This is a genomic window from Crenothrix sp. (genome assembly GCF_043729335.1).
GTDB lineage: Bacteria > Pseudomonadota > Gammaproteobacteria > Methylococcales > Methylomonadaceae > Crenothrix.
In genome coordinates, this window is record NZ_JAYTLQ010000050.1 from 138,368 (window position 1) to 163,546 (window position 25,179).

Below are 25,179 nucleotides of genomic sequence, written 5' to 3' on the forward strand. Positions count from 1 at the left end.
TTTCGTGGGTGATTTCTTGCGATTTTAACGACACTTTGTCTGAAACACCGAACGCTCTGTTAAGATACAACCGGTTTTAAGTGACTTTAATCGTCAGAGTATTGTAATTTAGAACTTGAATGAGATGTTGAGGAAAGATTAAAATTGCCGCCCAGAATCAGGCATTGTTATTAATAGCGGCGCTATATTGGGTAGTGGTAGGGTTTTAATCTGTCGCATAGAGATAAAAATGCAACCTGTTTAAACAATAGAAGAAGTATGAAAAACAAAAAACACGAATTAAAGTCTGGAACGCCCTATCCATCAGGATCTAAACTGGGTACGGGAGGGGTTAATTTTTCTATTTTTAGTCGTCACGCTACTCATGTCGAGCTATTGTTGTTTGAGAGTGCAGAAAGCGAACATCCATTTCAGGTAATTGAATTACAAAAAGAAATTAATAGAACCTTTTTCTCCTGGCATGTTTATGTCGTGGGATTAACGGTAGGTATCTGGTATGTCTGGCGTATGGACGGCCCTAATATCCGCACATCCGGCTTACATTTTGACAAAGATAAACACCTTATTGACCCTTGGGCGCGTGCAATCAGTCATAAAAAGTGGGATCGTGGGGCGGCGTGTCGAGCCGGTGATAATGGCGCTACCGCCATGCGCTGTGTGGTTGTTGATGAAAGCTATGATTGGGAAGGTGAAACGCCACTGCGTATCAGTAGTGAAAAATCTATTATTTATGAGCTGCATGTCGGTGGCTTCACTAAACACCCTTCTGCCAAAGTCGCTAATCCAGGTACATTTTCAGGGCTGATTGAAAAAATTCCGTATTTGCAAAGCCTGGGTATTACGCATGTTGAGTTATTGCCGATTATGGCATTTGACGAACAAGATGTGCCGCATTCAACAGCAGCACTGGGGTTAAAAAATTACTGGGGCTATAGCCCGCATAGTTTTTTTAGTCCGCATCCGGGTTTTTGTGTCACACCCGAACAATGTACGCACATCAAAGAGTTTCGCGATTTGGTTAAAGCACTGCACAAAGCCAAAATAGCGATCATCATGGATGTGGTTTTTAACCATACTTCCGAATCAGGTGTCGATGGGCCTATCATTAATTTTAGAGGCATAGGCGATAATATTTTTTATCACCATGACAAGTTTGATAAAAGTATTTTTCGTGATTACACCGGTTGCGGCAATACCATCAACGCGAATCACCCTTTGGTAACGCGCTTTATTATCAACTGTTTGGAGTACTGGGTTAAAGAAATGCACGTTGATGGTTTTCGCTTTGATTTAGCAAGCACATTATCGCGCGGTCAAGACGGCGAAGTTTTAACCGATCCGCCGGTGCTGTGGGGCATTGAATTATCCAAGCGCTTAGCTAAAACCAAATTAATTGCCGAAGCCTGGGATGCGGCTGGCTTGTATCAAGTAGGGAGTTTTCCGGGCTATCGCTGGGGCGAATGGAACGGCATTTACCGCGATGTAGTTCGGCGCTTTGTGCGCGGCGACAAAGGCGTCATTAAAGAGCTTGCTACGCGGATATGCGGCAGTAGCGATTTGTACGAGCATCAGGGGCGCTTGCCGATCAGCAGTATTAATTTTGTAACCTGCCACGATGGTTTTACCCTGCATGACTTATTAAGTTACAACCAGAAACACAATGAAGCCAATGGCGAAGATAGCCGAGATGGCTGCAATAACAGCCTCAGTTTTAATTGGGGTGTGGAAGGTGAGACTGATAATAAAGTCATTTTAGATTTACGCAGAAAACTGGCCAAAAATGCGTTTGCCATTTTATTACTCAGCCAGGGCGTACCTATGTTACTGGCCGGTGATGAAATTCTCCACTCCCAGCAGGGTAATAATAATGCCTATTGCCAAGACAATACTTTAAGCTGGATAGATTGGCAAAAAGCCGCCGACAATGCTGACATGCTGCGGTTTGTGCAATGTCTGATTAGTTTACGTAAACGCCATGCGTCCATCATGCGGCGACGTTTTTTAACCGGAAAAGTTATCGAAGGTAGAGACATAGCGGATATTACCTGGCACGGTAGCCAGATTAATAAACCCCAATGGAATGACGCTGATTCCAGATTATTGGCTTTTACCTTGGCAGGTTACGAAACAGAGGAAGCTGATCTACATATTGTTATGAATATGTCCAATCAGCAGGAAGCTGTTGAGTTACCGATAATAAAAGGCAAGGCATGGTGCGTTGCCCTGGATACGTCGCTGCCATCACCTGACGATATTATTGCACCAGAAAACCAGCAGCCAGTATTAACACCGCATTATGCAGTCCCTGCCCAGACGGTTGTGGTGCTGGAAAATAGAAATGTTTAAGCCTGACTATTGAGCGCCTTCAGTGCTTTTTATATGGAAATCCCCAGCAAAAATTTTGTAAGCGAAGTGTTGTGGGTTTCCAACTTAAGGCGGGACAGGTGAAAGTGTGCCGTTTTTGGTGAGTCATTCGACAAGCTCATGGAGAGCCTTGTCGAACCGTGAACAACAAACCCTTCGACGAGCTTAGGGCGGACGGATGTCCCGTCTTAAGTTAATAGTCAATTAAAGTTATAACACGCTAAGCTATTATCCATATTGCTTTGAAAAGCTATTTATATAACCCCCTGAAACAGGAGTAACTTATGGCCGCACTAGAACCCCCTGTGTGTGATTTTGGCAAAAAAGCCCCCGATTTTAATTTGCCCGGTGTTGATGATCGAATGTGGTCACTTGAGCAATGTATGGGCGAAAAAGGTTTACTGGTGATGTTTATCTGCAATCATTGCCCTTACGTGAAGGCAGTACATGAGCGCATTATCAGAGATACCCTGGAACTTAAGCAGCACGGGATTAATTCCGTAGCGATTATGTCTAACGATAGCATTAATTATCCGGCTGATTCTTTTGACAACATGAAGCAAATTGCCCTGCAACATGGCTATAACTTCCCGTATTTATGGGATGAAACGCAACAGGTCGCCAAAGATTACGGCGCGGTGTGTACACCGGATTTTTTTGGCTATAACGCCGAGTATGAATTGCAATACCGAGGTCGTTTGGATGCCAGTCGCAAGGAAACTGCGCCAGATGGTACAATACGTGAACTATTTGAAGCCATGGTGTTAATTGCACAAACAGGGCAAGGGTCGAAGCAACAAATCGCCAGTATTGGGTGTTCCATAAAATGGAAATAGGGTTGATCTTAGTTAGAGTTTAAAACTGAACAAAATTTACATAAACTGAACCAGTAGAGAGAGAAATATGTCGATTAAGAATATGGTTGATCTGGACTTATCCGGTAAACGGGTATTAATACGCCAAGATTTGAACGTGCCTATCAAAAATGGCCAGGTAACCAGTGATATTCGTATCCAAGCCAGTGTGCCCACCATTGAAAAAGCCTTGGCCGCCGGTGCTGCCGTTATGGTAATGTCGCATTTAGGTCGCCCCGAAGAAGGCCAGTATGACGAAGCATCGTCTTTAAAGCCGGTTGCTGAGCGCTTAAGCAGCTTGCTGGGTAAGCCGGTACGCTTAGAAAAAGACTGGATAAACGGCATTACCATTGCACCCGGTGAAGTGGTGTTATGTGAAAACGTGCGTTTTAATGTCGGTGAAGAAAAGAACAGTGATGCCTTAGGCCAAAAAATGGCCGCATTATGTGATGTTTTCGTTATGGATGCATTTGGCACAGCACACAGGGCACAGGCTTCCACCCACAGCGTCGCAAAATTTGCGCCCGTGGCGTGTGCAGGGCCTTTATTGGCCAGCGAACTGGATGCTTTGGGCAAAGCTTTGGAAACCCCTAACAAACCGTTGATTGCGATTGTCGGCGGTTCTAAAGTATCGACTAAGTTAACGGTATTAAAATCACTGTCTGAAAAAGTTGACCAATTAATAGTCGGTGGTGGTATTGCCAATACCTTTATCGCTGCTATGGGATTTCCGGTCGGTAAATCATTGTATGAACCTGACCTTATCGATGAAGCTAAACGCTTAATTGACGCTGCTAAACGCGCAGGTTCCGATATTCCTATTCCTACCGACGTTGTCTGTGCAAAAGAGTTTTCAGAAACTGCCGTAGCCACGGTTAAAAACGTGGCTGATGTGGAAGCCGATGATTTAATTTTGGACATTGGACCTGAAACTGCCAATAAATATGCCGAGTTATTGAGGTCTGCTGGTACTATTGTCTGGAATGGCCCTGTGGGCGTGTTTGAAATCGACCAATTTGGTAACGGCACTAAAACCATGTCTAAAGCGATTGCCGAAAGCAAGGCTTTTTCCATTGCCGGTGGGGGTGATACGTTGGCCGCAATTGATAAATACGGTATCGAAGATCAGATCTCGTATACTTCAACCGGTGGCGGTGCATTTCTTGAGTTTCTTGAAGGCAAAGAATTGCCAGCTGTTGAGATATTAAAGTCACGTCAATAAAGGTAGTTAGGTTAGTCGTAAGTCGTAACCCAACATTGGCAAATACTTAGTTGAGTTATGGCTTAGGCCTATTATGACCTTAACGCGAAACCCAACCCAAGAACCTATTGACCGGTTTACGCCGGTCAAGTTTTTTAATGAAAGAGGATTTAAAATGGCTAGAGTAACTATCGAAGATTGTTTGGAACACGTAGAAAACCGTTTCAAGCTGGTATTGTTGGCGAGCACAAGAGCGCGTCAATTAAGCCATGGTGCGACGGAATTTTTGCCGCGCGGCAAAGACAAAGATACGGTATTGGCATTGCGTGAAATTGCTGCCGGCCACGTAACCACAGAGAACATTAATCTGTTGCACCGTGTTGGTGAATCTTATGATCATGTCTCTATGTTTTAATATGTGATGCTTATGGTTGAAATGGCTGAAGTTCTGGAGTTTGAGCGTCCTGAAGACAAGTTGCTTCAGCGTTTATGCACGACTTTGGCTGGCTATCTTGACCAGGATCGGATTAATGACTGCATCCGCGCGTATGAGTTTGGCGCGGCTGCACATTCCGGTCAACGCCGTAAAACCGGTGAAGCCTATATCTGCCACCCCGTTACAGTAGCTATTAGTCTGGCTGAAATGCGCATGGATGCTGATGGCATTATGGCAGCTATTTTGCATGACGTGATTGAAGATACGGCCGTTACCAAAAAGGAACTTGCGGCGCAATTTAATCCACAAGTGGCAGAATTGGTAGATGGCGTTACCAAACTCACTAAAATTGGGAGCAAATCCCAGGCAGAAACACAGGCAGAAAACGTCCGTAAAATGTTTCTGGCGATGGGCAAAGATTTACGCGTTATTATGGTGAAATTGGCGGATCGTCTCCATAATATGCAAACACTGGGGGCTATGCCCGCAGACAAAAAACGCCGGATTTGCCGGGAAACTCTGGATATTTATGCGCCGATCGCCAATCGGTTGGGCATGAACAGTATGCGCCATAAGCTTGAATCTTTGAGCTTTGAAGAAATGTATCCCAGACGGCATGCGGTTTTAAATAACGCGGTTAAAAAAGCCCGTGGTAACCGTCGAAAAATTATCGACACTATCGAAAATTCTATAAAAAATCGCTTGCAAGAAGCTGGATTGGTAGGCGATGTCGCAGGGCGTGAAAAAAATCTGTACAGCATTTATAAAAAAATGCTGCACAAGAAAATTTCTTTATCCGATGTCTTTGATGTCTACGCCTTCCGTATTTTTTGTGACGATGTCGATACCTGCTACCGTGTGTTAGGCGTTATGCATAATCTGTATAAACCTATCCCCGGGCGTTTTAAAGATTATATTGCCTTGCCTAAAGCCAATGGCTACCAGTCGTTACATGCCATATTGATGGGGCCTTATGGATTGCCTATTGAAATTCAAATCAGAACCCATGAAATGCACCGCATGTCCGAATCAGGCATTGCTGCGCATTGGCTTTATAAATCCGAAGATGATAAATCACTAAAATTTCAGGATCGCGCTAACGAATGGCTACGGGATTTGTTGGAAATACAAAAAACTGCCGGTGACTCGCTGGAGTTTATTGATAATCTAAAAATTGATCTGTTTCCTCAGGAAGTATTTGTTTTTACGCCTAAAGGCGGCATTATTAAATTGCCTCGTGGTGCGACTATTATTGATTTTGCTTACGCAGTCCATACCGACGTGGGCAATGCCTGTGTTTCGGCAAGAATTGATCGGCAATTAGTACCGCTGCAAACTCGCCTTGAAAATGGCATGACCATAGAAGTGATTACTGCCGTTTGGGCAAGGCCGAATCCGTTGTGGTTAAGCTATGTGGCAACGGCGAAAGCGCGTTCCAGTATTCGCAATTATCTTAAAAACTTCAAACAGCTGGAAGCCATTAATTTAGGTCGGCGCCTGCTTGAAAAAGAGCTGCAAGCCTTGCATACCCAGTTAGATAGCATTTCGGAACAACGCATTAAAGAGCTGCTTGAAGTGACTGCCATGCCGTCATTTGATGCCTTGCTTGAAGATATTGGCTTAGGCAATAAAATGCCTTTTTTGATTGCTAAACGTCTGCTGCAAGATGACATTCACGCTAATATTAAGTTAGATGACGGCGATCATAGTCAAAAATCTCCTTTGGTTATTAAGGGAACCGAAGGTATGGTCATTAATCTGGCCAAGTGTTGCAGGCCTATTCCCGGCGATTCAATTATCGGTTTTTTTAATCCGGGCAAAGGCATTGTTGTCCATCATCATGAATGCCGCAACAGCAATATTGTCAGAAAAAAACACACCAGCTGGTTGGAAGTGGAATGGAGCAATGACGCTGTGGGTGATTTTCCTGCTGAATTACGCATAGAAATACTCAATCAGCGCGGCGCATTGGCGATAATTGCCTCAACTATTTCGGAACTGGATTCCAATATTGAGAATGTCACCGTGGTTGACCAAGATGCACATGTTTCGGTAGATTTAATTACCTTAACCGTTAAAGACCGTGTGCATTTGGCCAAAATCATGCGTCGCTTGAAAGAGTTGGCCATTGTGATAAAAATTACCCGCGTTAAAGCTTAGCAATATCCTCACAAGCCTTTACTGCGGTTTTCCATACGCCGCAAAAATTCCGCCATAACTAAATGGTACAGCTCTTCACCCAGATATTTATCTTCAATTCCGCTATCAATGTTAGGGTTGTCATTCACTTCAATCACATAGCCCTTACCATTTTTTTCTTTGACATCTACACCGTATAAACCATCCCCTATGGTTTGGGTGGCTTTAAGTGCGGCTTCCAGAACAAGTTTAGGGACATCAAAAGTAGCCATAGTGTCAAAATTGCCGCTATCTACACGAGTTTCGTTATGGCGATAGATTTGCCAATGGTTTTTAACCATGTAGTAACGGCACGCATACAGCGCTTTATTGTTAAAAACACCAATGCGCCAATCAAAGTCGGTATATAGAAACTCCTGCGCCAGTAACAAAGCCGATTGTTGAAACAATTCGGCGACTTTAATCTCAAGGTCTTTGCGGTCGGTGACTTTTACAATGCCGCGCGAAAACGAGCCGTCCGGAATTTTTATAATGACTGGAAAACCCGCCTCGCTTTCCACTTTGTCTAAATGCTGGGTATTACCGCGATGCAATATCCAGGTTTTGGGTGAAGGTACTTTGTGGGTACGAAACAAATCAGCAAGATAGACTTTATTGGTGCAACGTAACATTGAAGTTGGATCGTCTACCACGACTAACCCTTCGGCTTCGGCTTTTTTGGCGAAGCGATAAGTATGATGATCTATGCCGGTAGTTTCTCGAATAAACAGGGCATCAAATTCTGGCAAACGCGCATAATGTTGCGGGGAAATTAATTCTACTTCTATACCCAGTTGCCTTCCGGCATTGATAAATTTTTTCAGTGCTGCACGGTTACTGGGCGGCATTTTTTCACTGGGGTTTACCAGTATGGCCAAGTCGTAGCGGGCAGATTTTCGGGTGCGGCCTTTATGCCAGACTTTTTTGCTGAAGCGGTCTAAAGCGGTTGCAAAGATAGTTTCTTGGGCATCATTTAAATCGCGATGGGAAATGGCTGTTAAATTAGTGATTTCCCATTGCTGTCGAAAACTTAAGGTAATGGCCAATACCGGACACGAAAAACGTTCAAACAATAAACGGGCAAGTTCTTGGTAGGCCGAATCTGGCGTTGTGCCAAAATAACTTAACACGGTAACTTCGGTGGCTTTATCGCAGCTTTTTAATGCTTTTGCCAACGCTTGTGACAAGTCTTCAATTTGTAATTGGTACAGTGCCTGTTTTTCTAAATCATTAAGTACTTTAACGGATGGAATAACGTGATGGCTACGTGCCTCGGCCAGTAAAGAACAGTAATAACCATCGGAAAGATAAGAATAACTGCCGCAAAGATTAATAATACGAACGCGGTGTTCAGTTTCGTTCTGTTCGGTAGCCAGATAGCTTTCAAAGGTAATGACGTGATCGCTAGGGTAATAGGGGCTCCAGTCGGAAAGGCTATCCACAACCAGAAGAGTACGTGCCATAGTAAAAAATCCTTAATTTAGTAAGCTACAATTTTGGTATTAGAATGGCTTTTATACAAGGGTATTTGCCTATCCGTTGTTAATATTTCATTCTGAATGGGTAAATGAATATTTTAGCGTAATTTTGTTTTTTGCAGTCTATCCAATGCCTCAGATAAAATGATCCCAACCTTGTCCACAAATCCAGCCGTCTCATCAGTGATACCTATTTGTTGGGCAATACTTTGAATGAGTAGAAGTGTATTTTTCATGTGTTTTAAATTCCGCATGCTCTCCCAACTCATGGCTACAGAAATATAAAAAAGAAGTTGGGAGCAATCTTTAGTGCGATGTTCGTTTTCGACAGATTTTTTTAGAAGTGCCCATGAACCCAGCAAGTCGCTGAATATAGTTTTTTCGTAGTGGGGTGTTTGATAAAAAGCCATAACTCACCTACATCAAATGATTGAATATAGGGGCATAGCTTACAGAGCCCTTGCTGAATAAACACTGAACAATAAGAATTGAAAAAACGTAGAGACGCAATATTTAGCCTCTCTACGGGTACATCATTTGTCGAAAATACTATTTTAAAATCTGATAAATCTGAACGATGCTGGAGTTGTATTTATAGCTGGGTTTGAAATGATTGATTGGTAAACGGATTACCAGAAGGCCGAGCAATGACGTTAAAACCAAAATTATTAGCTTGATGGCAACTGTTGCAAGCGGTGGTTAAGCTGTCATAACCGGCACGAAACGCCCCCACGTTTTTAACTTTGATGGCCGCTTCTGTTTGCTCCAGAGGTGCTTTCATGTAAACGGCAATCATGTTTGGGATTGAACCCTTAATTTTGTCATGCGTTGGATGGTATTTGGCCAGATCATCCAAGCCTTCGTGTATTTCCTCCAGTTCATAATCAGCTAATTGCCAATTTTCAGCATCGCCCGCATACCAAAGTTTAATATGCCGAGTACTGATTTGCGCCATAAATTCACCTAAACCCGGTGCGTAGACAGTGTGTTCGTCTTCTGTATTATGGGTAGCACATGCCGATAAAATCAGTGTATACGATAACACAGAGGCAATGACCGCTAATCGTTTCAATGGATAAGTATGAGACATGAAACCCTCTTGAATAAGTGAATGTTAAGCCGCTGTATTAGGTTTAACAAAGCGTGGAACCAATACGGCCAGCATGACCACCAATGCGCCCATAAAGCCAAAAAATGAAATCATCGCCGTTTTTGATGCAGGTTCCACCACATCCATAGCTACCGTAATAGGAATGCGTAGCGCACTGATTTCAGATGGCGTGTGCAAGTCGGTATCATTGACTGTTAATACCACGGTGTAATTGCCTTTGGTTTTAAAATCCACAGTGCCAGTGATGACACCTTGCTTGGCCATAGTGGGTGGTGTTTCCAGCAGAACAGCGCCCTTGTCACCGGTAACTTTCATGCTGACTTCCTTGCGGCGCACATCCCTATCCAGCAAATCCACTGAGATGAGGGTTGTTCCTAATGCAGGCAGCGTGACACACTCCGGTGGCGGCATTTTTTTAGGGTCAACGGGTTTGCCTGGTTGCGTCTGGAAGGCGGCAAAATTGGCAACGTAGTAATCGTTAGTTTGCATACAGCCATACAAATCGTATTTACCGTCGGTGGATTTTCGAACACCGCCCAACGGAATTGATGCAGAGGCTGTGGCTGTCGTTAGCACTAATGCCGCTACCGTAAAAATTTTTGTTAATGAAGTCATGTTTGCCCCGTAAAGCCACTGCTTTAGTTTTTGATAGTAAACCGGCGAATACCGCTGACAATCAAGCCGTCTTCGGTAACGACACGGTAGCGGATCACGTAAGGACCCGGTGATAACGTGGGTGTAGTCGCTGTTAATTTACTGCGCGGCCCAATCTCTAAAGCCACATCTTTGTTATCCATGCGCGTACCTTTGCTATCGACTACCAGTAAAGATGGCGCACGTTCGCTAACATTACCGCTAAATGATAAGATAATTTTACCATCAAAATTGCTGATTTCGGCGTTATCTTGTGGCTGCCCACCTAATAAAATGCCTTCAGCATGGAGTGGCTGCATCAGCATAAACTGTGACATTATAAGCAGACTGACGGCAACTTTGCAGGAGTTGAATTTCATAAATTTCAGTTTAAGGTATAAAAATAAAGTAAGTTAAGCAGTGGGGCATCAAAAGAGGATTTTAATTAGGTTAACCCATCTTTGTGCTGTATCTGTGTATGTTACATTTATTTTACGTTGTATATCGTGCAAGAGTTAATAATTTTTCTTGCTAGGGAGAGGCGTAACCAAATAATCCAGCAATAAATAATACAACAGGATCGATTAACGGGTGGAATAGACCTAACATCAGAAAAAATAAGGTGCCGATAAGTAAAGGAGTCAATGCACGCAGAGAAAAATCTTGTTTACGCCATAAACAATGAAAAATCAGCCAAGTTGTAAACCAAACAAATAAGGCGAGAGTTTCTTTGCCACTGTAAGAACCAATGCTGCCGTCAGGACCCGTGCCGGTCGAGCCAGGTATCCAATGACCATAAGCATGTATTGTTTGATCCAGACCTTTTGTCAAACGCGATACATGATGAGAAATGACCAATGTTAAAAAACCCAGCAATGCGGATAAGGTAGCGCCAACAATAGGTCCTGAGTAGACGGGAATGTCCGATTGTAGTGTATCTAAATCCGTATCTTGACTGTGTTGATTTGAGTTTGATTTATTATTCATGTTATTCCCTGTTAAACAAAGCGCAATTTTGCCAAAACTAAACCAGACACAAAGCCCAGCATTAAGAAAAACCATGAGGCCATGATAATAATAGCGATAAATTGCTTAATGTCGTGACGAAAATGAATGCCATCTTTGTAGTAAAACAACGCGAAGCAGGCTACGACCATGAGAGGAAAAGGAAAAAGTGAGACAAACTCTTTAAACTCCATGAGTACTTTATGAAACTCAGGAGCGTTTTGCATTATCCATTCTTTAGGACCGTCTTGCCCACGATAACGCATATAAATCCAGTTACCACTTATAGCACCCAATAAATTGAGTGTTGTCGATCCTAGTGTCCATTTTCTTAGTGATTTATAATTTACTGTAGCACCCCGCAACAAGAAGTAAGCACGGTGTGTCATATACGTACTAACGACTAGCGCCGAAATTGTGCTAATACCGTGAACAGCGGCTTGCAGGGCATACTGGGTTGGAAAAAATAAATCCAGCCCACTTATCATTACCAGCAGTGCTAAAGCACAGATGGCTTGGAAACGAATTAAAGTTTTGGTTAATTGATGGGAATCAATAGCATCATGAGCCATAGCGGTTATTGTACCTGTTGTTGAGGCGTTTAATAGTAGTTGTAAGTCCGGCAAAATAAGGTCCACAATAGAAATTTTTCCGATTTTTCTACCTATCAAGCCTGCTTACAATTATCACTTATTAATGCAAGTTTGAAAACCACATGCAGCAATATACACGAAAGATAGGAAAATTTCCTGCATCGTTACAGTGTTTATGTGGTTGCGACAAAGTGTCAACATAACCTAGACATTAGTGAGTTTTAGGCTAGGCTTATGGATAGCCATTAAGGCCTCTTGTAAATAAATTACATATTAAGGGCTTTAATGAATTAAATATGTTCACTATTTTGGAGATTATTATGTTGAAATTGACTTCGTACGGCTTTATTTCATTGGCTTTATGCGCGGCTACCACAGTGGCATCGGCAAGCACACTATTGGTAAAAACCACTGCACCGGGTTTTGTCATGCAAGAATATGCGTTATACACAACCTGTACTTTAGATGACCAAGGCTTGCTGATAAAAACAAGTCGGTTAAATGGGCTGTCTTCAAAAAAGACAACAGTGGAGCAATTTAGTGTGGTGAGTATAAGAAAAGCGATTGCTGACGCTGCAACTGGCACTATAAAAAAGCCTGACGCGCAGATAGCCGATATGCCGTCAACCGTTTATCAGGGCTACTATAAAAAGGCGGGCGGCAAAATGACAAAAGTCTTTTTGTATGAGGATAGCGGTGCGCCAGAACAAAACACCTACAATGAAAGCGCTTCTGCTATGACACTGCGTAATTTTATGGATGCTGTTTGTAAGTAATAGCCTGTTATTTAAGTGAAAATAGTTTACTGACAGACATCGGTTTCGCATAACGCTAATGCAGCGCCATTGGCATTAATGCCGGGTGTGTAACCCTTTCCGGCCGGTAACTCAGATTTATGCAGTGCGGTTTGTGCTTCTGCTAAGGTTAAATCCGGCTTTAATTCCAGCAGTAAAGCAATAATGCCCGATACTTCGGCAGCGGCAATAGAGCTTCCGGAAATAAAATCGTAAGTGCCATAGGGTAGGGTGGTGAGTATTTTATCTCCTGGCGCTGCCAGCGCTGGCAGTAATGATTTGTCGGCGCTATCTCCTTGCTTAATGGATTGCACGGAAATAACATTTTTTAAAGAAGCCGGGAAGTTTTCATTAGCCGCTCCATGCCCCGTGTCGGCGGCAACCACAATCATACCGTCAGCAATAGCTTTATTTAACAGCAATTCCAATAGGGCATCCTGGGGGCCAGTCAGGCTCATATTTAAAATTTTAGCCCCCGATTTAATAGCGGTATTAACGGCCATTGCCAAAGTAAAGCTATTACAAGCTGCTTCGATAGCATTGGATTGTTCTGGCCAGCAGGCTTTTAAAGCAATTAGATTGGCATCGGGGGCAATACCGGTTATCCCGGTACCATTATCTTTTTTGGCAACCATAACACCGGCAACTGCTGTGCCATGTTTGTCATGTGAAAAGCTATTGGAAATGTCGCTGGCAAAGTTTTCGTTTTGACTGATTTGACCGATTAAATCAGGATGCTCTAAATCAACGCCGGTATCAATCATAGCGATGACAATATTCTTGCCCGTGGCTTTTGCGTGAACCTGATCAATATGCAGGGTACGTAAATTGGACTGGAGCTGAAGATAGGGGTCAGTACCACTGCCGGCACGGGTGTTAAATACATGCATATTTTGGGCAATATCCACCCGCGTATCTTGCGCTAAACGTTTTAAGACGTCCGCAACGGATACATTTAAAGGCACTTGGTAGACAATACAATGCACACCGACTGCTGTCATCGGCCACTCGGTGATTTTTTGGATATGATAATCGGCTGCAATATCGTCGCTAATGCGTTGGCTCCATGTTGAGCTGGCATAATCACCGCGTTTTATATACGCCGTCGCTGTACTTTGAATGCGATTGATCGATTGATCCTTAAAGGCAATCAGTAATAAATGATCAGCATTTTTTTGATCAAACAGCCCTGCTAATTCAGGTGTACTAGCAGCAGTAGTCAGTTTTTCAGCGTATGCGGGTAGAGCAAAAATCGATACTACCATAATGGCCAGCAATTGAGCCCTAAATTCTGGTCTCATGGTTTTTCTCCTTTAGCCTGTGTTTTTGATAACAATCCATAGGCAGGTTCAGCAAAAACAATATCGGCATGGCTTTTTAATTGCGGTAATTTATCCATAACGTGAGCCGCATCTACGTTTTTTTCAAAGCCTAGGGTATATAACGATTGTGCATCAGGACCGCTGATAATATAGCCTTGAACAGAAGCGACTATTTGCTCAATAGTTTGTTGCGAAGTATTGTTTTTAAAAATAACTTTTATTTCATTGGAATTACTGTGAATAGTTTTGCTATCAGATAAGGTTTGGTAGCCTTCGTGGCGCAGTGGATCTGTTAAAAATAAACGTGGCAACAGCACTGCTAATAATATAACTGCCGCTACGGCCAATGCCGACTGGGTTGAATTTGAAAATCCCACTTTAACCTTATTATGCCACTGAGCTGGTCGAATAATGGTTGCTACAGGGGCTGTTGGTGGGTGCTCAGCTGTTGCGTGTAGTCGCGTTTTCAAGCGTGCAAAAGACGCTTGCGAGTTTCCATTTGACACGTAAGGGTGATTTACTGCCACGGCTAAGCGTTGCAAACTAATAAGTTCACGTTTGCAGACAAGACAGGTATTTAAATGCCGCTCTACCCTGGTCAGCTCAGTGCTTTGTAAGGTTTTATTGACATACCAGGGCAGCAACATAAAAATAGCGTCATGGCTTGCAGCAGGGTTGTCATCTGTAGGTTTCATGGGAGTCCCTCAAGTAAGTTAGTTCATTAATCCTGAAGCGTTTTTATAATTGGTTAGATGCACTGCCAAAATTTTACGGGCATGGTGCATTCTGGTTTTTACGGTATTTTCAGGGCAATCCATTAACAAGGCAATTTCACTGTAATGCAGACCTTCAAAATAAGTCAGCTCAATAACGACCCGCTGATCTGAAGACAGTATCTTAAGTATTGAATCCAGCCATTCCCGCGTTTCCAGTTGTTTTAATTCGGCATCCTCCTCACCAAATAAGTCCCCTTCTATCTCCATAGCGTTCAATGAATCCTCATCAAAATGGCCTTGATTGCGTAATGCCTGCCGGGTTTTGTTGTAAGCAATGCCAAAAATCCACGTAGACAACTTACATTGATGATTGTACGTCGCCGCTTTTTCCCATACGGTGTACATCACATCATTAATGACCTCTTCGTTCAGATCTTCGCGCCACGTTGTACGACCAATAAACCGAAATAATCGAGGATAATAGTGATGATACAACTGTTCAAAGGCATTTTCATCGCCCGTGCAGATACGGTTGATTAAGTCGCTATCTTTCTGGTTATGTTCACTGCTATAGGTATTCAAGAAAATTTTCTCCAGCGTCACGTTATAATTTTCTGACTGTAATCTTACTATAGCAAGTGATAGGCTTTCTACTAGATGTATTGCAAAAAATTGATACAAGGTTCAATTAATAAAAATTATTTTTTATTTAAAAACCGAGTGAAATAGAGAAGACCACGCTGGAATCTAACAAAGGGGGATTATAAAGTTTGTGCATTTGTACTTCGGTAGCGTAATTAACAGATGTTTCAGTGGCATCCATATACCGTAAATCAACGGCTAAGAACTTGTAATAATAGGTGAAACCGGCGTTCCAATACGGATAATCCGAGCCCAGTGCCGCTTGGGTTTGGCTGTAACCAAAGCTTGCCGAAAACTCCAGGTTATCCAACACTGGGTATTTACCTGTTAGTTGATAATCAATAACGGAATGTCCTACATTGTAATAATCATCAGAAAACGAAATTCTGCCGGTAAATAGATCGTTATAATGTACAAACAGGTAGTATTCATTGTAATCTGCTGCATGACCAAAAACTTCGCCATCATATAAATACCGTGACCATTGCGCATCTATCCGCCATTTCTCTGCTAGCTTAAAGCTCCAGCCTAAATACGGGATAATTTCTACATGTGACGAGTCGGGATGCTCGTCAGATTCAAAATCAATATTTGAAACCGAGCTACCCAAGTACAAACCAGAGCTATGCTGATAATCAAGATTGGCTTGTGCCGCAACGTTATTATTGCTTTTAGTAAACCAGCGCTGAACATTATTGGTGGTCATCGTTACTGTAGCACGCAGTTTTGCGCAACTGGTCGCCGGATAAAGTAATAAAACCAAACACAGTATTTGAAGTGACAGTACTGCTTTCGGCATAATGTTAACCTTTTATTACAGTGTTCAGTACGGTGCAGGAAAGAATCACATATTTACTGATGCGCGTCAGGGCGGTTCTTTAAAAATATAAAGCCAAAGCTTAACATTTAAGATCAGTATGTTAAAAAATGTCCTACGCTAATAAACCGTCTACTTGTAGGTAGAAATCAACAAATTAGCTATTTATTATTAAAAGCTTTAATTATACCTACAATTTCTAAAAATTTGCTGACAGCAAAGTAAGCAATTGCTGATTGCCGAGTTTATTTCAATATTTGTAGCCACGTCCAGACAAAATTTTTTCAATTGAACCTTTCTCTGCTGTTTGCACATTAACAGGCATGTTAAACAGGAAATAATACGTTTGATAGGTCGTTTGTTAATTTTAATGTGGAGAATGAAAATGAAATTTAAAAAAGTAATCAGCTTAGCCATAACAACTTTAGTGCTTAATGCGGTGTTTATTGTTGAAGCCAGTGCAGAGTCAATTCGTTTAAGATGTGAAACCCGCACGGCACGTTCAAAAATATCGGTAGATGGTCGTAGCTTATCCAAAAATATGACTTATAAAGCCCAGGTTACTTCAGGCGGTGTCACGGTACTTTCTAAATTACCAATGAAGCGTCCTGTGGGCGGAGAAGTAGAATTTGATTTTGATAGCGATGGCGGGGATATCCGCGCGGGAGCAACGGCAATAAAGGCAGGGTTTATCAAGAAAAACCACGTTACTGCATCCATTGTCGATCGGGATGGCTATAAAGTAACGGATTCAGAAGCTTGCACGGCAAAGAAAAAATAAGTGTTATGCCGTTACTAACTTAAGTAAGGCATCATGTAATTGTTTGATGGTATCTTAAAGCGGTTCTGTTTTGAGCAATCACTTTAAAACAGAGCCCTTTAAGGTCGCCATTTTTGGACGTTGCTCGATAGGTTTTTATACGAGCTGTCTAATCATTTTGCATTTTGGATAAGCTGAGCAGCCCAGAAATTGCTTACCTTGATTATTTTCTCTTAATGCCGTTCTCAATACCATTTTTTTGCCGCATTTTGGACATAAAATATCATACGACTGAGATTTGTTTTCAAGCATTTTATTTATCGCGAATAATTTGTTTCCTCATAAGTTTAAGTTTAGCTGATGATTTAAGTTTGTTTTCTAGCAAGCGGGCAAACATAGCGATTCTAAAAGATTAACACATCCTATAGTGTGCTCTCAAAGGAAAATTGATCATTTAAAACTTTAGCTTATTTGCCATTACGTACCAAGCGTAAGTAACCACTATCATCCCTATGGCTTGGGACATCTAAGCCGTTGCTGAAGTTGACCACCCATGAAAAATTACCCAAAAGAGTATACGGAAAGACGCAAAACCAATCATCAGTTTCTGGGGATGATGTCCAAAACCAGCTATCAGGTGTTTGAGGAAATGCCGTTTGCACAATAGTGGGGACAGCGTAATCATCACCACATTGGCTGTGCTGTTTATCAAGCTTATTTATCTGCCCGTCAGTGCAATATACCAAAGATTTTAATTCATTATGGCTAGGTACTCGCCAATCTTTATAGCTTGCATAATCAAATTTTTCTGGCATGTCCATTGCCTTTTCCCACGAATACAAGGTTGCTGCACCTTGACATTGCGATCCATCCCACTTCTGCCCAACACTGCAACGCATCCACATCAACCCTGATTTAGGATCTTTAACCAAACCGTCTTTTACCTGATAAAGGCCTTCTGTCTTCCAGTTATCCGCATAGACTACTGACGCTGTTGACAACAAAGACACGCTTAAAAAAACCGTTTTCCATAGGGAGGTTTTCATTGTTCAGTTTCCTGCATTAAATTTATGGGGTTTGTTAGTTAATAGAGTTTTTTCGTTACTTTATTTTACGAAATAAGTCACAGATGCCTTAACTTCATGGATTATAAAGCAGGCTCAGTATAACTCATCTGTAGCGTAACTAGGAATGATGGATTACTCAAGATGAGGGCATTTATTATGTCATCGAAGCTAATCGAACAGTATTAGAAAGCAAAACAGGTGCAGCCCAAACTTCCCTAAAATGGGTCTTGTAATGCCGATGGAGTATTCATTGGTAGCAGCATGCTCGTGGCCGTGGTGATGAATGCCATGAATCGCACAAGCAACGCTTGGTGTAAATCATTATGAAAAATAAGATTAGGTGTCATAAAAAAACCTCCTAATAGCTTGTTATTACAAAGTATTGCAGAATAGTTTGTCCGTATAGATCGAATTGATCCATGCCAGTTTTAGCTTATTTTTTCCTGGCATCTTGCACTTTAAAATAGCTGGTCATCAGGTTGCGGTAATTAGGTAGATGATTGGATAACAGCGCGCCCAAGCCTTCCATGTCATTGCGCCAGTCGCGTTGCAGCTCACAGGCTACCGCAAACCAATTTATCAATTGTGCGCCTGCCTGCGACATTCTTGCCCAGGCGGCTTGCTGCACGGTGACGTTGAAAGTGCCGGAAGCGTCGGTGACCACAAATACGTCGTAACCTTCTTCCAAGGCAGATAGGGTAGGAAAGCTTACGCATACGTCAGTCACTACTCCGGCAATGAGGAGTTGCTTACGTCCGGTAGCTTTAACTGCTTTCACAAAATCTTCATTATCCCAGGCGTTGATTTGACCTGGCCGATGGATAAAAGGTGCATCGGGGAAACGCTCAACCAGTTCCGGCACAATGGGGCCATTTGGGCCATCGTCAAAACTGGTGGTTAGAATAGTCGGCAAGTTGAAGAATTTACCGATATCCGCTAAAGCAATAACGCTGTTCTTAAAATCATCAGGGGTAAAATCCTGTACTAACGAGATTAATCCTGACTGATGGTCAACCATTAACAGGGCTGCATCATCTTTGTTGAGTTTTTTATAGGGAACGGCCATGGTTTATTCTCCTATTGTTATGAAGATGGGGCTACCAACTGAAGCGGAACACTTAGTCAAGATTTGACTAAAGACGCATAACGCAACAACTCGGCGGCTTCTAAAAAGCGCATCAGGCGGTGTACTCGACACAAGTTCTTTGTTAGTAATCCGCAGTTATGCATCCTGACTTTTGGGAATCAAAATCCACAACACAATGGCGACCAAAAATAGTGCCGGAACATCCCCAAGCAGGTTTGCCCGTTCGTTTTCATCTGCAATAGCTTGAACCAGCATAATTGCGCCATGCACGATATTTACCCAGATGGTGAACCATATCAGGCTCAGGTGTTGCATTGGGTTTTTTGCGGCGCGGATGAGGAATACACCCAACGTGGCATATATGCCCATAATCATCTGCTCGTCTTCCGGTTGACGAGGCTCCCAGCCCCAGCCGGATGGCCAAATCCACATCATCATGGCATAAATGCCGAAAATAAAAATAACGCCAATAATCCAAAGAGCCACACTAAGATATTTGAGTTTTTGATCGGGTGTCATATTGACCTCTTGAGGTTTTATTCGCCTGATGATTGCTAACAAATTAATTTCTATCTTTAAATTTTATTTTGTCCTGTAATTTCGGGTTGTCAAGCTTGATTTTAAGGTCAATTTTAAATTGGCCAATATCTACCGTTGCACGAATAACTCTTGCGGCCAAGTCTGATCATGGGACAGCATGTTAAAGGTTATAAGCGTTGAGCCTTTTAAAAAGCGACCTAAATACTTATTATGTCATTAATAATTGTTCTAAATAATAAGCAATCATGAGGTCTTATGAAATTTAAACCAAAAAGCATGATTAAAACTAATCTCCCAAGGCGCTACGCCAAAGTCAACATTCTGGACGGCAGATTAGAAATTGACGACAGAGATGGCTGGTATTCGTATCTGCATGATCCTTATCATTTTATGTTAACCATTCCTTGGGCGGGTTTTACCTTGGTGGTTTCATTAGGTTATGTTGGAATTAACATTTTTTTTGCGCTGCTTTATCTAGCTGGGGGGAATTGCTTGGCGGGCGCAAAACCAGGTTCTTTTGCTGATGCATTCTTTTTTAGCGTACAAACACTGGCTTCCATTGGTTATGGCACGATTGCTCCTAAGACATTTTACGCCAATACCGTAGTGACGCTAGAAGCCCTTATCAGCTTACTGGTAATTGCTTTGGTAACAGGCTTGACCTTTGCCCGGTTTACAAAACCTAACGCCAAGGTTATTTTTACCCATAACGCTGTTATTTCAGAACATAATGGTATTCCGACATTGACTTTCAGGGCAGCAAATAAACGCCGAAACCAGATAGTGGAGGCAAGAATTAATGTCGATTTATCGATTGACCAGGTAACCCGAGAAGGTGAATCTATTCGCCGTTTTTATGAGCTTAATTTGCTACGCCAGCGTACTTCCAGCTTCAATCTCGCCTGGACAGTCAGGCATGTCATAGATGAAAACAGCCCGTTATTTGGAATGACATCAGATGCCCTCATTGCAGGCAAGGCCGCTGTTATTGTCTCATTGGTTGGTGGACGAAACAGTTGCCTACACTATTCATGCCCGGCATAATTATTTGGCACAGGAAATTCTATGGAACTATCGCTTTGCAGACATGCTGACAAATGATCCGAACGGGGACCGCTTTCTTGATTATCAGTATTTTGATACCGTGCTTCCCATAGAGTAAGCGCTAATTCTGCCCGTTAAAAGACAGACATTCATGCAAAGCGGACGATACCGTTAGGCTGGCAAGGCTTATTTCATAACCCGAAATTTAAGCACTTTCCACTTTGCCATGATTAAATTTTTATATCCCCAAAGACTCCCACATCTCATCCACCTTTTTAATCACTTGCGGCGACATAGCAATCGTGCGTCCCCATTCTCGCGTGGTTTCCCCTGGCCATTTATTGGTAGCATCAAAACCTACCTTAGAACCCAATCCAGAAACAGGCGATGCAAAATCCAGATAATCAATTGGCGTGTTTTCCAGAATAGTTAAATCTCTGGCCGGATCCATACGGGTAGTAATCGCCCAGATCACATCTTGCCAGTTACGCACATCCACATCGTCATCCACTACAATCACAAATTTGGTGTACATAAACTGTCGTAAATAAGACCACGTCCCCAGCATCACGCGCTTGGCATGTCCGGCGTACTGCTTTTTCATGCTGATAACCGCCATGCGGTACGAACAACCTTCCGGTGGCAGATAAAAATCGACAATTTCCGGAAACTGTTTTTGCAGAATGGGAATAAACACTTCGTTTAAAGCTACGCCTAATATCGCCGGTTCATCGGGTGGACGGCCCGTGTAAGTGCTATGGTAAATGGGCGCGTAACGTTGAGTGATGCGCTCTATGGTAAACACAGGAAAATGATCGACCTCATTGTAATAGCCGGTATGATCGCCAAACGGGCCTTCTGCTGCGGTTTCATCGGGGTAGATAAAACCTTCAAAAACAATTTCCGCACTGGCCGGCACTTGCAAATCACTGAGCAGGCATTTGGCCAATTCGGTTTTGCTGCCGCGTAACAAGCCTGCAAAGGCGTATTCCGACAGCGAATCCGGTATCGGTGTAACCGCCGCGAGTATAGTGGCAGGGTCTGCACCCAAAGCGACAGCAACCGGAAACGGCTGGCCAGGATGGGCTTTTTGCCACTCCTTAAAATCCAGCGCCCCACCACGATGCGCCAGCCAGCGCATAATGACTTTGTTTTTGCCAATCACCTGCATCCGGTAAATGCCCAGATTTTGCCGCTCTTTATTCGGGCCTTTGGTAATTACCAGCGGCCAGGTAATCAGCGGTGCAGCATCTTCCGGCCAACAGGTTTGGATGGGGAACACACTTAAATCAATTTCGTCGCCTTGGCGCATCACCTCCTGACACGGCGGCGAACTCACCAGTTTGGGTGCCATATTTAAGACTTGCTTAAAAATCGGAAACTTCTCCCAGGCATCTTTCATGCCTTTGGGTGGCTCCGGTTCTTTTAAATACGCGAGCAATTCACCAATGCCGCGTAATTCAGTCACCGATTCCGCGCCCATACCCATTGCCACACGGCGCGGTGTACCGAATAAATTACCCAGCACAGGAATATTGTAGCCGGTAGGATTTTCAAACAACAACGCAGGCCCGCCCATTTTTAAGGTACGGTCGCAAATCTCGGTCATTTCCAGATAAGGATCAACCGGCACGTTAATGCGCTTTAGTTCACCTTGCTTTTCCAGTTGCGCGATAAAATCACGCAGGTCTTTATACTTCATGCGGCAATGCCGTTGTGCCTTAACAGCGCATCAATATTGGGTTTGCGGCCACGGAAGTTTACAAATAAATCCATAGCATTATTACTGCCGCCTTTTTCCAGTACCTGTGTTAAGAAAGCATTGCCCGTATCTTCGTTAAAAATGCCCAGTTCTTCAAACAAAGAGAACGCATCGCTGGATAACACTTCTGCCCATTTATAGCTGTAATAACCTGCTGCGTAACCACCGGCAAAAATATGTGAAAAGCCATGCGCAAAACGATTGAAAATAGGCGGTTTAACCACAGATACCTGATTGCGAACCTGTTCCAGTATCTCGTAAATACGCCCGCCTTTTTCAGGGTCGTAATTAAGGTGAATTTTGAAATCAAACAACGAAAACTCCAATTGCCTGACCATAATCATACCGGCCTGAAAGTTTTTGGCGGCGATCATTTTGTCGAACAAGTCTTGTGGCAATGGCTCGCCGGTTTGGTAATGGCCGGAAATTAATGCTACCGCTTCGCGTTCCCAGCACCAGTTTTCCATAAACTGGCTGGGTAATTCCACTGCATCCCATTCCACACCATGTATACCCGACACGCCCAAATAATCCACCTGCGTGAGCATGTGGTGCAAGCCGTGGCCAAATTCATGAAACAAGGTGATAACTTCGTCGTGGGTCAATAATGCCGGATCGTTGCCTGTTGGCGATGAAAAGTTACAGGTCAAATACGCCACCGGTATTTGTATGCCGTTAGCGGTTTTTTTGCGGTTAACGCAATCGTCCATCCAGGCACCGCCGCGCTTTTTGGTTCTGGCGTATAAATCAATATAAAACTGGCCACGTAACTGGCCGGTTTTATCGTGAATCTGAAAAAACTGCACATCAGGATGCCAGCTGTCAAAGTCGGTAATTTCGCTGATTTGCAAGCCATACAATTTATTGACGATAGCAAATAAACCCGGTAACACGCGGGTAATAGGAAAATAAGTTTTTACCTGTTCTTCGGAAAACTTATAGTTATGCTCACGCATTTTTTCCGAATAATAGCCCATGTCCCACGGTTGAAGGTCGATCATGTTATAACGGTGCTGAGCAAAAGCACGTAGTTCAGCTAAGTCGGTGTGGGCTTGAGGTTTGGATTTAACGGCTAAATCTTGCAGAAAACCCACGACTTCATCGGCAGTGTCGGCCATTTTGGTGGCTAACGAGAGTTCAGCGTAATTATTAAAGCCTAACAGTTGCGCCTTCTGATGACGCAACGCCAGAATTTGCTCCATGATGTCGGAGTTATCCCATTGACCGGCGCTTGGGCCTTTATCGGAAGCGCGCGTGCAAAAAGCGGTATACACCTCTTCGCGCAGCTCACGTTTATCGGCATACGTCATTACGGCGGAATAAGACGGAAATTGCAGGCTAAGCAGCCAGCCGGTTTTATCTTCGTTAGTGGCTGCTTGTTGTGCTTGCGCCAGCGCTGATTCGGGCAATCCCGCTAAATCTTCTACATCGGCAATTAATTTTGTCCAGGCATTACTGGCATCCATGAGATTTTCTTCATAAGTGCTGGCTAGTTTTGACAGCTGTTGGCTGATATCCTGGTAACGCTGCTTTTTGTCAGCATCTAAATCCACACCGGATAACTTGAAATCTCTTAGCGCATTAGTAATGATTTTTTGCTGGGCAGTGTCCAGGCTTTTAAACTGCTCGCTTTCAGCAATCTTGCGATAAGCGTTAAACAGCTCGGCATTTTGGCCCATTTCGGTGCTGTATTGACTGAGCTTGGGCAAACACGCATTGTAAGCTGCGCGTAATTCGTCATTATTAAGCACCGAATTGATATGGCTGACCGGTGACCAGGCTTTATTAAGCTTATCATCAACATCTTCCAAAGGGTCAATCAGGTTTTCCCAGGTGTAATCACTCGTGGCTTGCAGATGCTTTTTGACAACCGCACGCGCATCGGCTAATAGTTGATCTATCGCAGGTTCGACATGTTCGGGTTTAATCTTGGAAAATAGCGGTAAAGTTGAATAATCGAGTAGTGGATTTGTCATAATTATAACCGGGTGGTAACTGTGATTTTACGGGCTATCAACGAATGTAAGCTTATTTGATGTTAGACTGTGGAAAAATGGCGGTTTTGGAAAGTCGGTCATGCCAACTGTATTTTTTTTTATCAAAAATTATCCAGATAAAACCCAGTCCACACACTAGCCAAGATAACAGCGCCGCAATAAAACGCAAGAACGCCTGATACCAGCTGAGGGGAGTTTGATCGAGAGTCAGCACTTTGAGTTTCCAGGCGCGTAAGCCTAAGGTTTGGCCACCATGTGTCCAAAACCAGCCATAAAACCCAAAGCTGATAAGCAATAAATACAGAGGATATAAAATCTGGCGAGAGGTGAAGGCTTCGCCTGCATTAAAAGGCAATAATAATGCAGTAGCCAAAAATAAAACTGCCAGCAGGAGCAAAAAATCATAAATAATGGCGGCCATACGCCGCCAAAAACCAGGTGGGGAGATAATCTCTACACCTGAGTTTTTTGGTTTCTTTAACGATAAACCAGACAATTAAGCTTTAAACAACATGAGTTTTTGACCAAAATACATCGCCATTGCCACCAGCGCACCCATCATGACCAGCGAGAATAAAAACGGCGGCCTATGAAACAATAGCACGAAAAAATCGGCTAAAAAAAGGCTGGTTAATAAGGGTTGGTTGATAAAGCCATCAAGAATCTTTTTGAACATAATGTTTCCTGTCAAGTGTACGGATGAAATCCTGTACAGATGTTTTAAAAAAGGGTTTACCTGACTTTATTTTATGAACGGTTATGTGTCAGGATTACTGAT

26 protein-coding genes and 1 pseudogene are annotated in these 25,179 nt (G+C 43.0%); 8 read left to right on the forward strand and 19 right to left on the reverse strand.

Translation table 11 applies throughout. The features are described 5' to 3' along the window. Positions 1-258 precede the first annotated feature (258 nt). The 5 genes from glgX (at position 259) to ACHZC4_RS11410 (ending at position 7,015) form a co-directional block, all read left to right on the forward strand. Complete coding sequence (gene glgX / locus ACHZC4_RS11390; protein ID WP_394753969.1) at positions 259-2,346, forward strand: glycogen debranching protein GlgX; 2,088 nt, start codon at positions 259-261, stop codon at positions 2,344-2,346. Between the two features lie 302 nt (positions 2,347-2,648). Continuing rightward, complete coding sequence (locus ACHZC4_RS11395; RefSeq protein WP_394753970.1) at positions 2,649-3,200, forward strand: thioredoxin family protein; 552 nt, start codon at positions 2,649-2,651, stop codon at positions 3,198-3,200. A 67-nt stretch (positions 3,201-3,267) separates the two neighbouring features. Then, a complete protein-coding gene (locus tag ACHZC4_RS11400; RefSeq protein WP_394753971.1) occupies positions 3,268-4,440 on the forward strand; it encodes a phosphoglycerate kinase in 1,173 nt (390 codons plus the stop codon). A 154-nt stretch (positions 4,441-4,594) separates the two neighbouring features. Beyond that, on the forward strand, positions 4,595-4,834 hold the full coding sequence (gene rpoZ / locus ACHZC4_RS11405; RefSeq protein WP_087143800.1) for a DNA-directed RNA polymerase subunit omega: 240 nt from the start codon (positions 4,595-4,597) through the stop codon (positions 4,832-4,834). A 12-nt stretch (positions 4,835-4,846) separates the two neighbouring features. After that, the gene (locus ACHZC4_RS11410) at positions 4,847-7,015 is read left to right on the forward strand and encodes a RelA/SpoT family protein (RefSeq protein ID WP_394753972.1); all 2,169 of its coding nucleotides are present in this window, start codon (positions 4,847-4,849) and stop codon (positions 7,013-7,015) included. Positions 7,016-7,023: 8 nt separating this feature from the next. Here the strand turns inward: ACHZC4_RS11410 and ACHZC4_RS11415 are convergent, their stop codons facing one another. From ACHZC4_RS11415 to ACHZC4_RS11445, 7 genes are all read right to left on the reverse strand, one after another. Continuing rightward, on the reverse strand, positions 7,024-8,496 hold the full coding sequence (locus ACHZC4_RS11415; RefSeq protein WP_394753973.1) for a RimK family protein: 1,473 nt from the start codon (positions 8,494-8,496) through the stop codon (positions 7,024-7,026). A gap of 113 nt (positions 8,497-8,609) precedes the next feature. Beyond that, positions 8,610-8,921 carry a hypothetical protein gene (locus tag ACHZC4_RS11420; RefSeq protein ID WP_394753974.1) on the reverse strand — a complete coding sequence of 104 codons (312 nt, stop codon included), beginning with the start codon at positions 8,919-8,921 and terminating at the stop codon, positions 8,610-8,612. Between the two features lie 182 nt (positions 8,922-9,103). Continuing rightward, a complete protein-coding gene (locus ACHZC4_RS11425) occupies positions 9,104-9,601 on the reverse strand; it encodes a hypothetical protein (protein WP_394753975.1) in 498 nt (165 codons plus the stop codon). Positions 9,602-9,625: 24 nt separating this feature from the next. Continuing rightward, positions 9,626-10,237, reverse strand: coding sequence for a hypothetical protein (locus ACHZC4_RS11430; protein WP_394753976.1), 612 nt, complete (start codon positions 10,235-10,237; stop codon positions 9,626-9,628). Between the two features lie 23 nt (positions 10,238-10,260). Next, entirely contained in the window at positions 10,261-10,635 is a 375-nt protein-coding gene (locus ACHZC4_RS11435) for a copper resistance protein CopC (protein ID WP_394753977.1), read from the reverse strand. 151 nt (positions 10,636-10,786) lie between these two features. Then, a complete protein-coding gene (locus ACHZC4_RS11440) occupies positions 10,787-11,242 on the reverse strand; it encodes a hypothetical protein (protein WP_394753978.1) in 456 nt (151 codons plus the stop codon). 11 nt (positions 11,243-11,253) lie between these two features. Beyond that, positions 11,254-11,931 (reverse strand): hypothetical protein, encoded by a 678-nt coding sequence (locus tag ACHZC4_RS11445; protein ID WP_394753979.1) that lies wholly within the window; start codon positions 11,929-11,931, stop codon positions 11,254-11,256. A 242-nt stretch (positions 11,932-12,173) separates the two neighbouring features. Between ACHZC4_RS11445 and ACHZC4_RS11450 the strand changes: the two genes are divergently transcribed. Continuing rightward, positions 12,174-12,629, forward strand: coding sequence for a hypothetical protein (locus ACHZC4_RS11450; protein WP_394753980.1), 456 nt, complete (start codon positions 12,174-12,176; stop codon positions 12,627-12,629). Between the two features lie 26 nt (positions 12,630-12,655). Here the strand turns inward: ACHZC4_RS11450 and ACHZC4_RS11455 are convergent, their stop codons facing one another. From ACHZC4_RS11455 to ACHZC4_RS11470, 4 genes are all read right to left on the reverse strand, one after another. After that, a complete protein-coding gene (locus tag ACHZC4_RS11455; RefSeq protein WP_394753981.1) occupies positions 12,656-13,948 on the reverse strand; it encodes a S8 family peptidase in 1,293 nt (430 codons plus the stop codon). Then, positions 13,945-14,664 carry a hypothetical protein gene (locus ACHZC4_RS11460; protein WP_394753982.1) on the reverse strand — a complete coding sequence of 240 codons (720 nt, stop codon included), beginning with the start codon at positions 14,662-14,664 and terminating at the stop codon, positions 13,945-13,947. Before ACHZC4_RS11460 ends, ACHZC4_RS11455 begins: the two co-directional genes overlap by 4 nt. Before the next feature lie 18 nt (positions 14,665-14,682). Continuing rightward, entirely contained in the window at positions 14,683-15,267 is a 585-nt protein-coding gene (locus ACHZC4_RS11465; protein WP_394753983.1) for an RNA polymerase sigma factor, read from the reverse strand. A gap of 127 nt (positions 15,268-15,394) precedes the next feature. Further along, a complete protein-coding gene (locus ACHZC4_RS11470; RefSeq protein ID WP_394753984.1) occupies positions 15,395-16,126 on the reverse strand; it encodes a TorF family putative porin in 732 nt (243 codons plus the stop codon). A gap of 403 nt (positions 16,127-16,529) precedes the next feature. Here ACHZC4_RS11470 and ACHZC4_RS11475 point away from each other — a divergent pair, with 403 nt between their 5' ends. Further along, entirely contained in the window at positions 16,530-16,925 is a 396-nt protein-coding gene (locus ACHZC4_RS11475) for a hypothetical protein (protein WP_394753985.1), read from the forward strand. Positions 16,926-17,060: 135 nt separating this feature from the next. Here the strand turns inward: ACHZC4_RS11475 and ACHZC4_RS11480 are convergent, their stop codons facing one another. The 4 genes from ACHZC4_RS11480 to ACHZC4_RS11495 form a co-directional block, all read right to left on the reverse strand. Further along, positions 17,061-17,216, reverse strand: a complete 156-nt coding sequence (locus ACHZC4_RS11480) for a topoisomerase DNA-binding C4 zinc finger domain-containing protein (protein WP_394753986.1) — start codon at positions 17,214-17,216, stop codon at positions 17,061-17,063. 155 nt (positions 17,217-17,371) lie between these two features. Further along, complete coding sequence (locus ACHZC4_RS11485; RefSeq protein ID WP_394753987.1) at positions 17,372-17,950, reverse strand: DUF1566 domain-containing protein; 579 nt, start codon at positions 17,948-17,950, stop codon at positions 17,372-17,374. A 454-nt stretch (positions 17,951-18,404) separates the two neighbouring features. After that, on the reverse strand, positions 18,405-19,037 hold the full coding sequence (gene ycaC, locus ACHZC4_RS11490) for an isochorismate family cysteine hydrolase YcaC (protein ID WP_394753988.1): 633 nt from the start codon (positions 19,035-19,037) through the stop codon (positions 18,405-18,407). Positions 19,038-19,193: 156 nt separating this feature from the next. Then, positions 19,194-19,577 (reverse strand): DUF6632 domain-containing protein, encoded by a 384-nt coding sequence (locus ACHZC4_RS11495; RefSeq protein ID WP_394753989.1) that lies wholly within the window; start codon positions 19,575-19,577, stop codon positions 19,194-19,196. A gap of 411 nt (positions 19,578-19,988) precedes the next feature. Here ACHZC4_RS11495 and ACHZC4_RS11500 point away from each other — a divergent pair. After that, positions 19,989-20,760, forward strand: a pseudogene (locus ACHZC4_RS11500) (ion channel). A 120-nt stretch (positions 20,761-20,880) separates the two neighbouring features. Here the strand turns inward: ACHZC4_RS11500 and ubiD are convergent. From ubiD to ACHZC4_RS11520, 4 genes are read right to left on the reverse strand one after another with little or no spacing between them, the layout of a single operon-like run. Beyond that, a complete protein-coding gene (gene ubiD, locus ACHZC4_RS11505; RefSeq protein WP_394753990.1) occupies positions 20,881-22,344 on the reverse strand; it encodes a 4-hydroxy-3-polyprenylbenzoate decarboxylase in 1,464 nt (487 codons plus the stop codon). Then, on the reverse strand, positions 22,341-24,380 hold the full coding sequence (gene prlC, locus ACHZC4_RS11510) for an oligopeptidase A (RefSeq protein ID WP_394753991.1): 2,040 nt from the start codon (positions 24,378-24,380) through the stop codon (positions 22,341-22,343). Before prlC ends, ubiD begins: the two co-directional genes overlap by 4 nt. A gap of 52 nt (positions 24,381-24,432) precedes the next feature. After that, positions 24,433-24,897: an RDD family protein gene (locus ACHZC4_RS11515; RefSeq protein ID WP_394753992.1), complete on the reverse strand. Its 465-nt coding sequence runs from the start codon at positions 24,895-24,897 to the stop codon at positions 24,433-24,435. Continuing rightward, on the reverse strand, positions 24,898-25,077 hold the full coding sequence (locus tag ACHZC4_RS11520) for a hypothetical protein (protein WP_394753993.1): 180 nt from the start codon (positions 25,075-25,077) through the stop codon (positions 24,898-24,900). Positions 25,078-25,179 lie beyond the last annotated feature (102 nt).

Bases quoted from the DNA above. Each gene is read 5' to 3' on its own strand.
- ACHZC4_RS11420 (WP_394753974.1), bottom strand. From the start codon at position 8,921: ATGGCTTTTTATCAAACACCCCACTACGAAAAAACTATATTCAGCGAC.
- ACHZC4_RS11455 (WP_394753981.1), bottom strand. From the start codon at position 13,948: ATGAGACCAGAATTTAGGGCTCAATTGCTGGCCATTATGGTAGTATCG.
- ACHZC4_RS11475 (WP_394753985.1), top strand. From the start codon at position 16,530: ATGAAATTTAAAAAAGTAATCAGCTTAGCCATAACAACTTTAGTGCTT.
- ACHZC4_RS11470 (WP_394753984.1), bottom strand. From the start codon at position 16,126: ATGCCGAAAGCAGTACTGTCACTTCAAATACTGTGTTTGGTTTTATTA.
- ACHZC4_RS11485 (WP_394753987.1), bottom strand. From the start codon at position 17,950: ATGAAAACCTCCCTATGGAAAACGGTTTTTTTAAGCGTGTCTTTGTTG.
- ubiD (WP_394753990.1), bottom strand. From the start codon at position 22,344: ATGAAGTATAAAGACCTGCGTGATTTTATCGCGCAACTGGAAAAGCAA.
- glgX (WP_394753969.1), top strand. From the start codon at position 259: ATGAAAAACAAAAAACACGAATTAAAGTCTGGAACGCCCTATCCATCA.
- ACHZC4_RS11415 (WP_394753973.1), bottom strand. From the start codon at position 8,496: ATGGCACGTACTCTTCTGGTTGTGGATAGCCTTTCCGACTGGAGCCCC.
- ACHZC4_RS11410 (WP_394753972.1), top strand. From the start codon at position 4,847: ATGGTTGAAATGGCTGAAGTTCTGGAGTTTGAGCGTCCTGAAGACAAG.
- ACHZC4_RS11520 (WP_394753993.1), bottom strand. From the start codon at position 25,077: ATGTTCAAAAAGATTCTTGATGGCTTTATCAACCAACCCTTATTAACC.
- ACHZC4_RS11495 (WP_394753989.1), bottom strand. From the start codon at position 19,577: ATGACACCCGATCAAAAACTCAAATATCTTAGTGTGGCTCTTTGGATT.
- ycaC (WP_394753988.1), bottom strand. From the start codon at position 19,037: ATGGCCGTTCCCTATAAAAAACTCAACAAAGATGATGCAGCCCTGTTA.
- ACHZC4_RS11400 (WP_394753971.1), top strand. From the start codon at position 3,268: ATGTCGATTAAGAATATGGTTGATCTGGACTTATCCGGTAAACGGGTA.
- prlC (WP_394753991.1), bottom strand. From the start codon at position 24,380: ATGACAAATCCACTACTCGATTATTCAACTTTACCGCTATTTTCCAAG.
- ACHZC4_RS11430 (WP_394753976.1), bottom strand. From the start codon at position 10,237: ATGACTTCATTAACAAAAATTTTTACGGTAGCGGCATTAGTGCTAACG.
- ACHZC4_RS11440 (WP_394753978.1), bottom strand. From the start codon at position 11,242: ATGAATAATAAATCAAACTCAAATCAACACAGTCAAGATACGGATTTA.
- ACHZC4_RS11425 (WP_394753975.1), bottom strand. From the start codon at position 9,601: ATGTCTCATACTTATCCATTGAAACGATTAGCGGTCATTGCCTCTGTG.
- ACHZC4_RS11435 (WP_394753977.1), bottom strand. From the start codon at position 10,635: ATGAAATTCAACTCCTGCAAAGTTGCCGTCAGTCTGCTTATAATGTCA.
- rpoZ (WP_087143800.1), top strand. From the start codon at position 4,595: ATGGCTAGAGTAACTATCGAAGATTGTTTGGAACACGTAGAAAACCGT.
- ACHZC4_RS11450 (WP_394753980.1), top strand. From the start codon at position 12,174: ATGTTGAAATTGACTTCGTACGGCTTTATTTCATTGGCTTTATGCGCG.
- ACHZC4_RS11460 (WP_394753982.1), bottom strand. From the start codon at position 14,664: ATGAAACCTACAGATGACAACCCTGCTGCAAGCCATGACGCTATTTTT.
- ACHZC4_RS11480 (WP_394753986.1), bottom strand. From the start codon at position 17,216: ATGCTTGAAAACAAATCTCAGTCGTATGATATTTTATGTCCAAAATGC.
- ACHZC4_RS11395 (WP_394753970.1), top strand. From the start codon at position 2,649: ATGGCCGCACTAGAACCCCCTGTGTGTGATTTTGGCAAAAAAGCCCCC.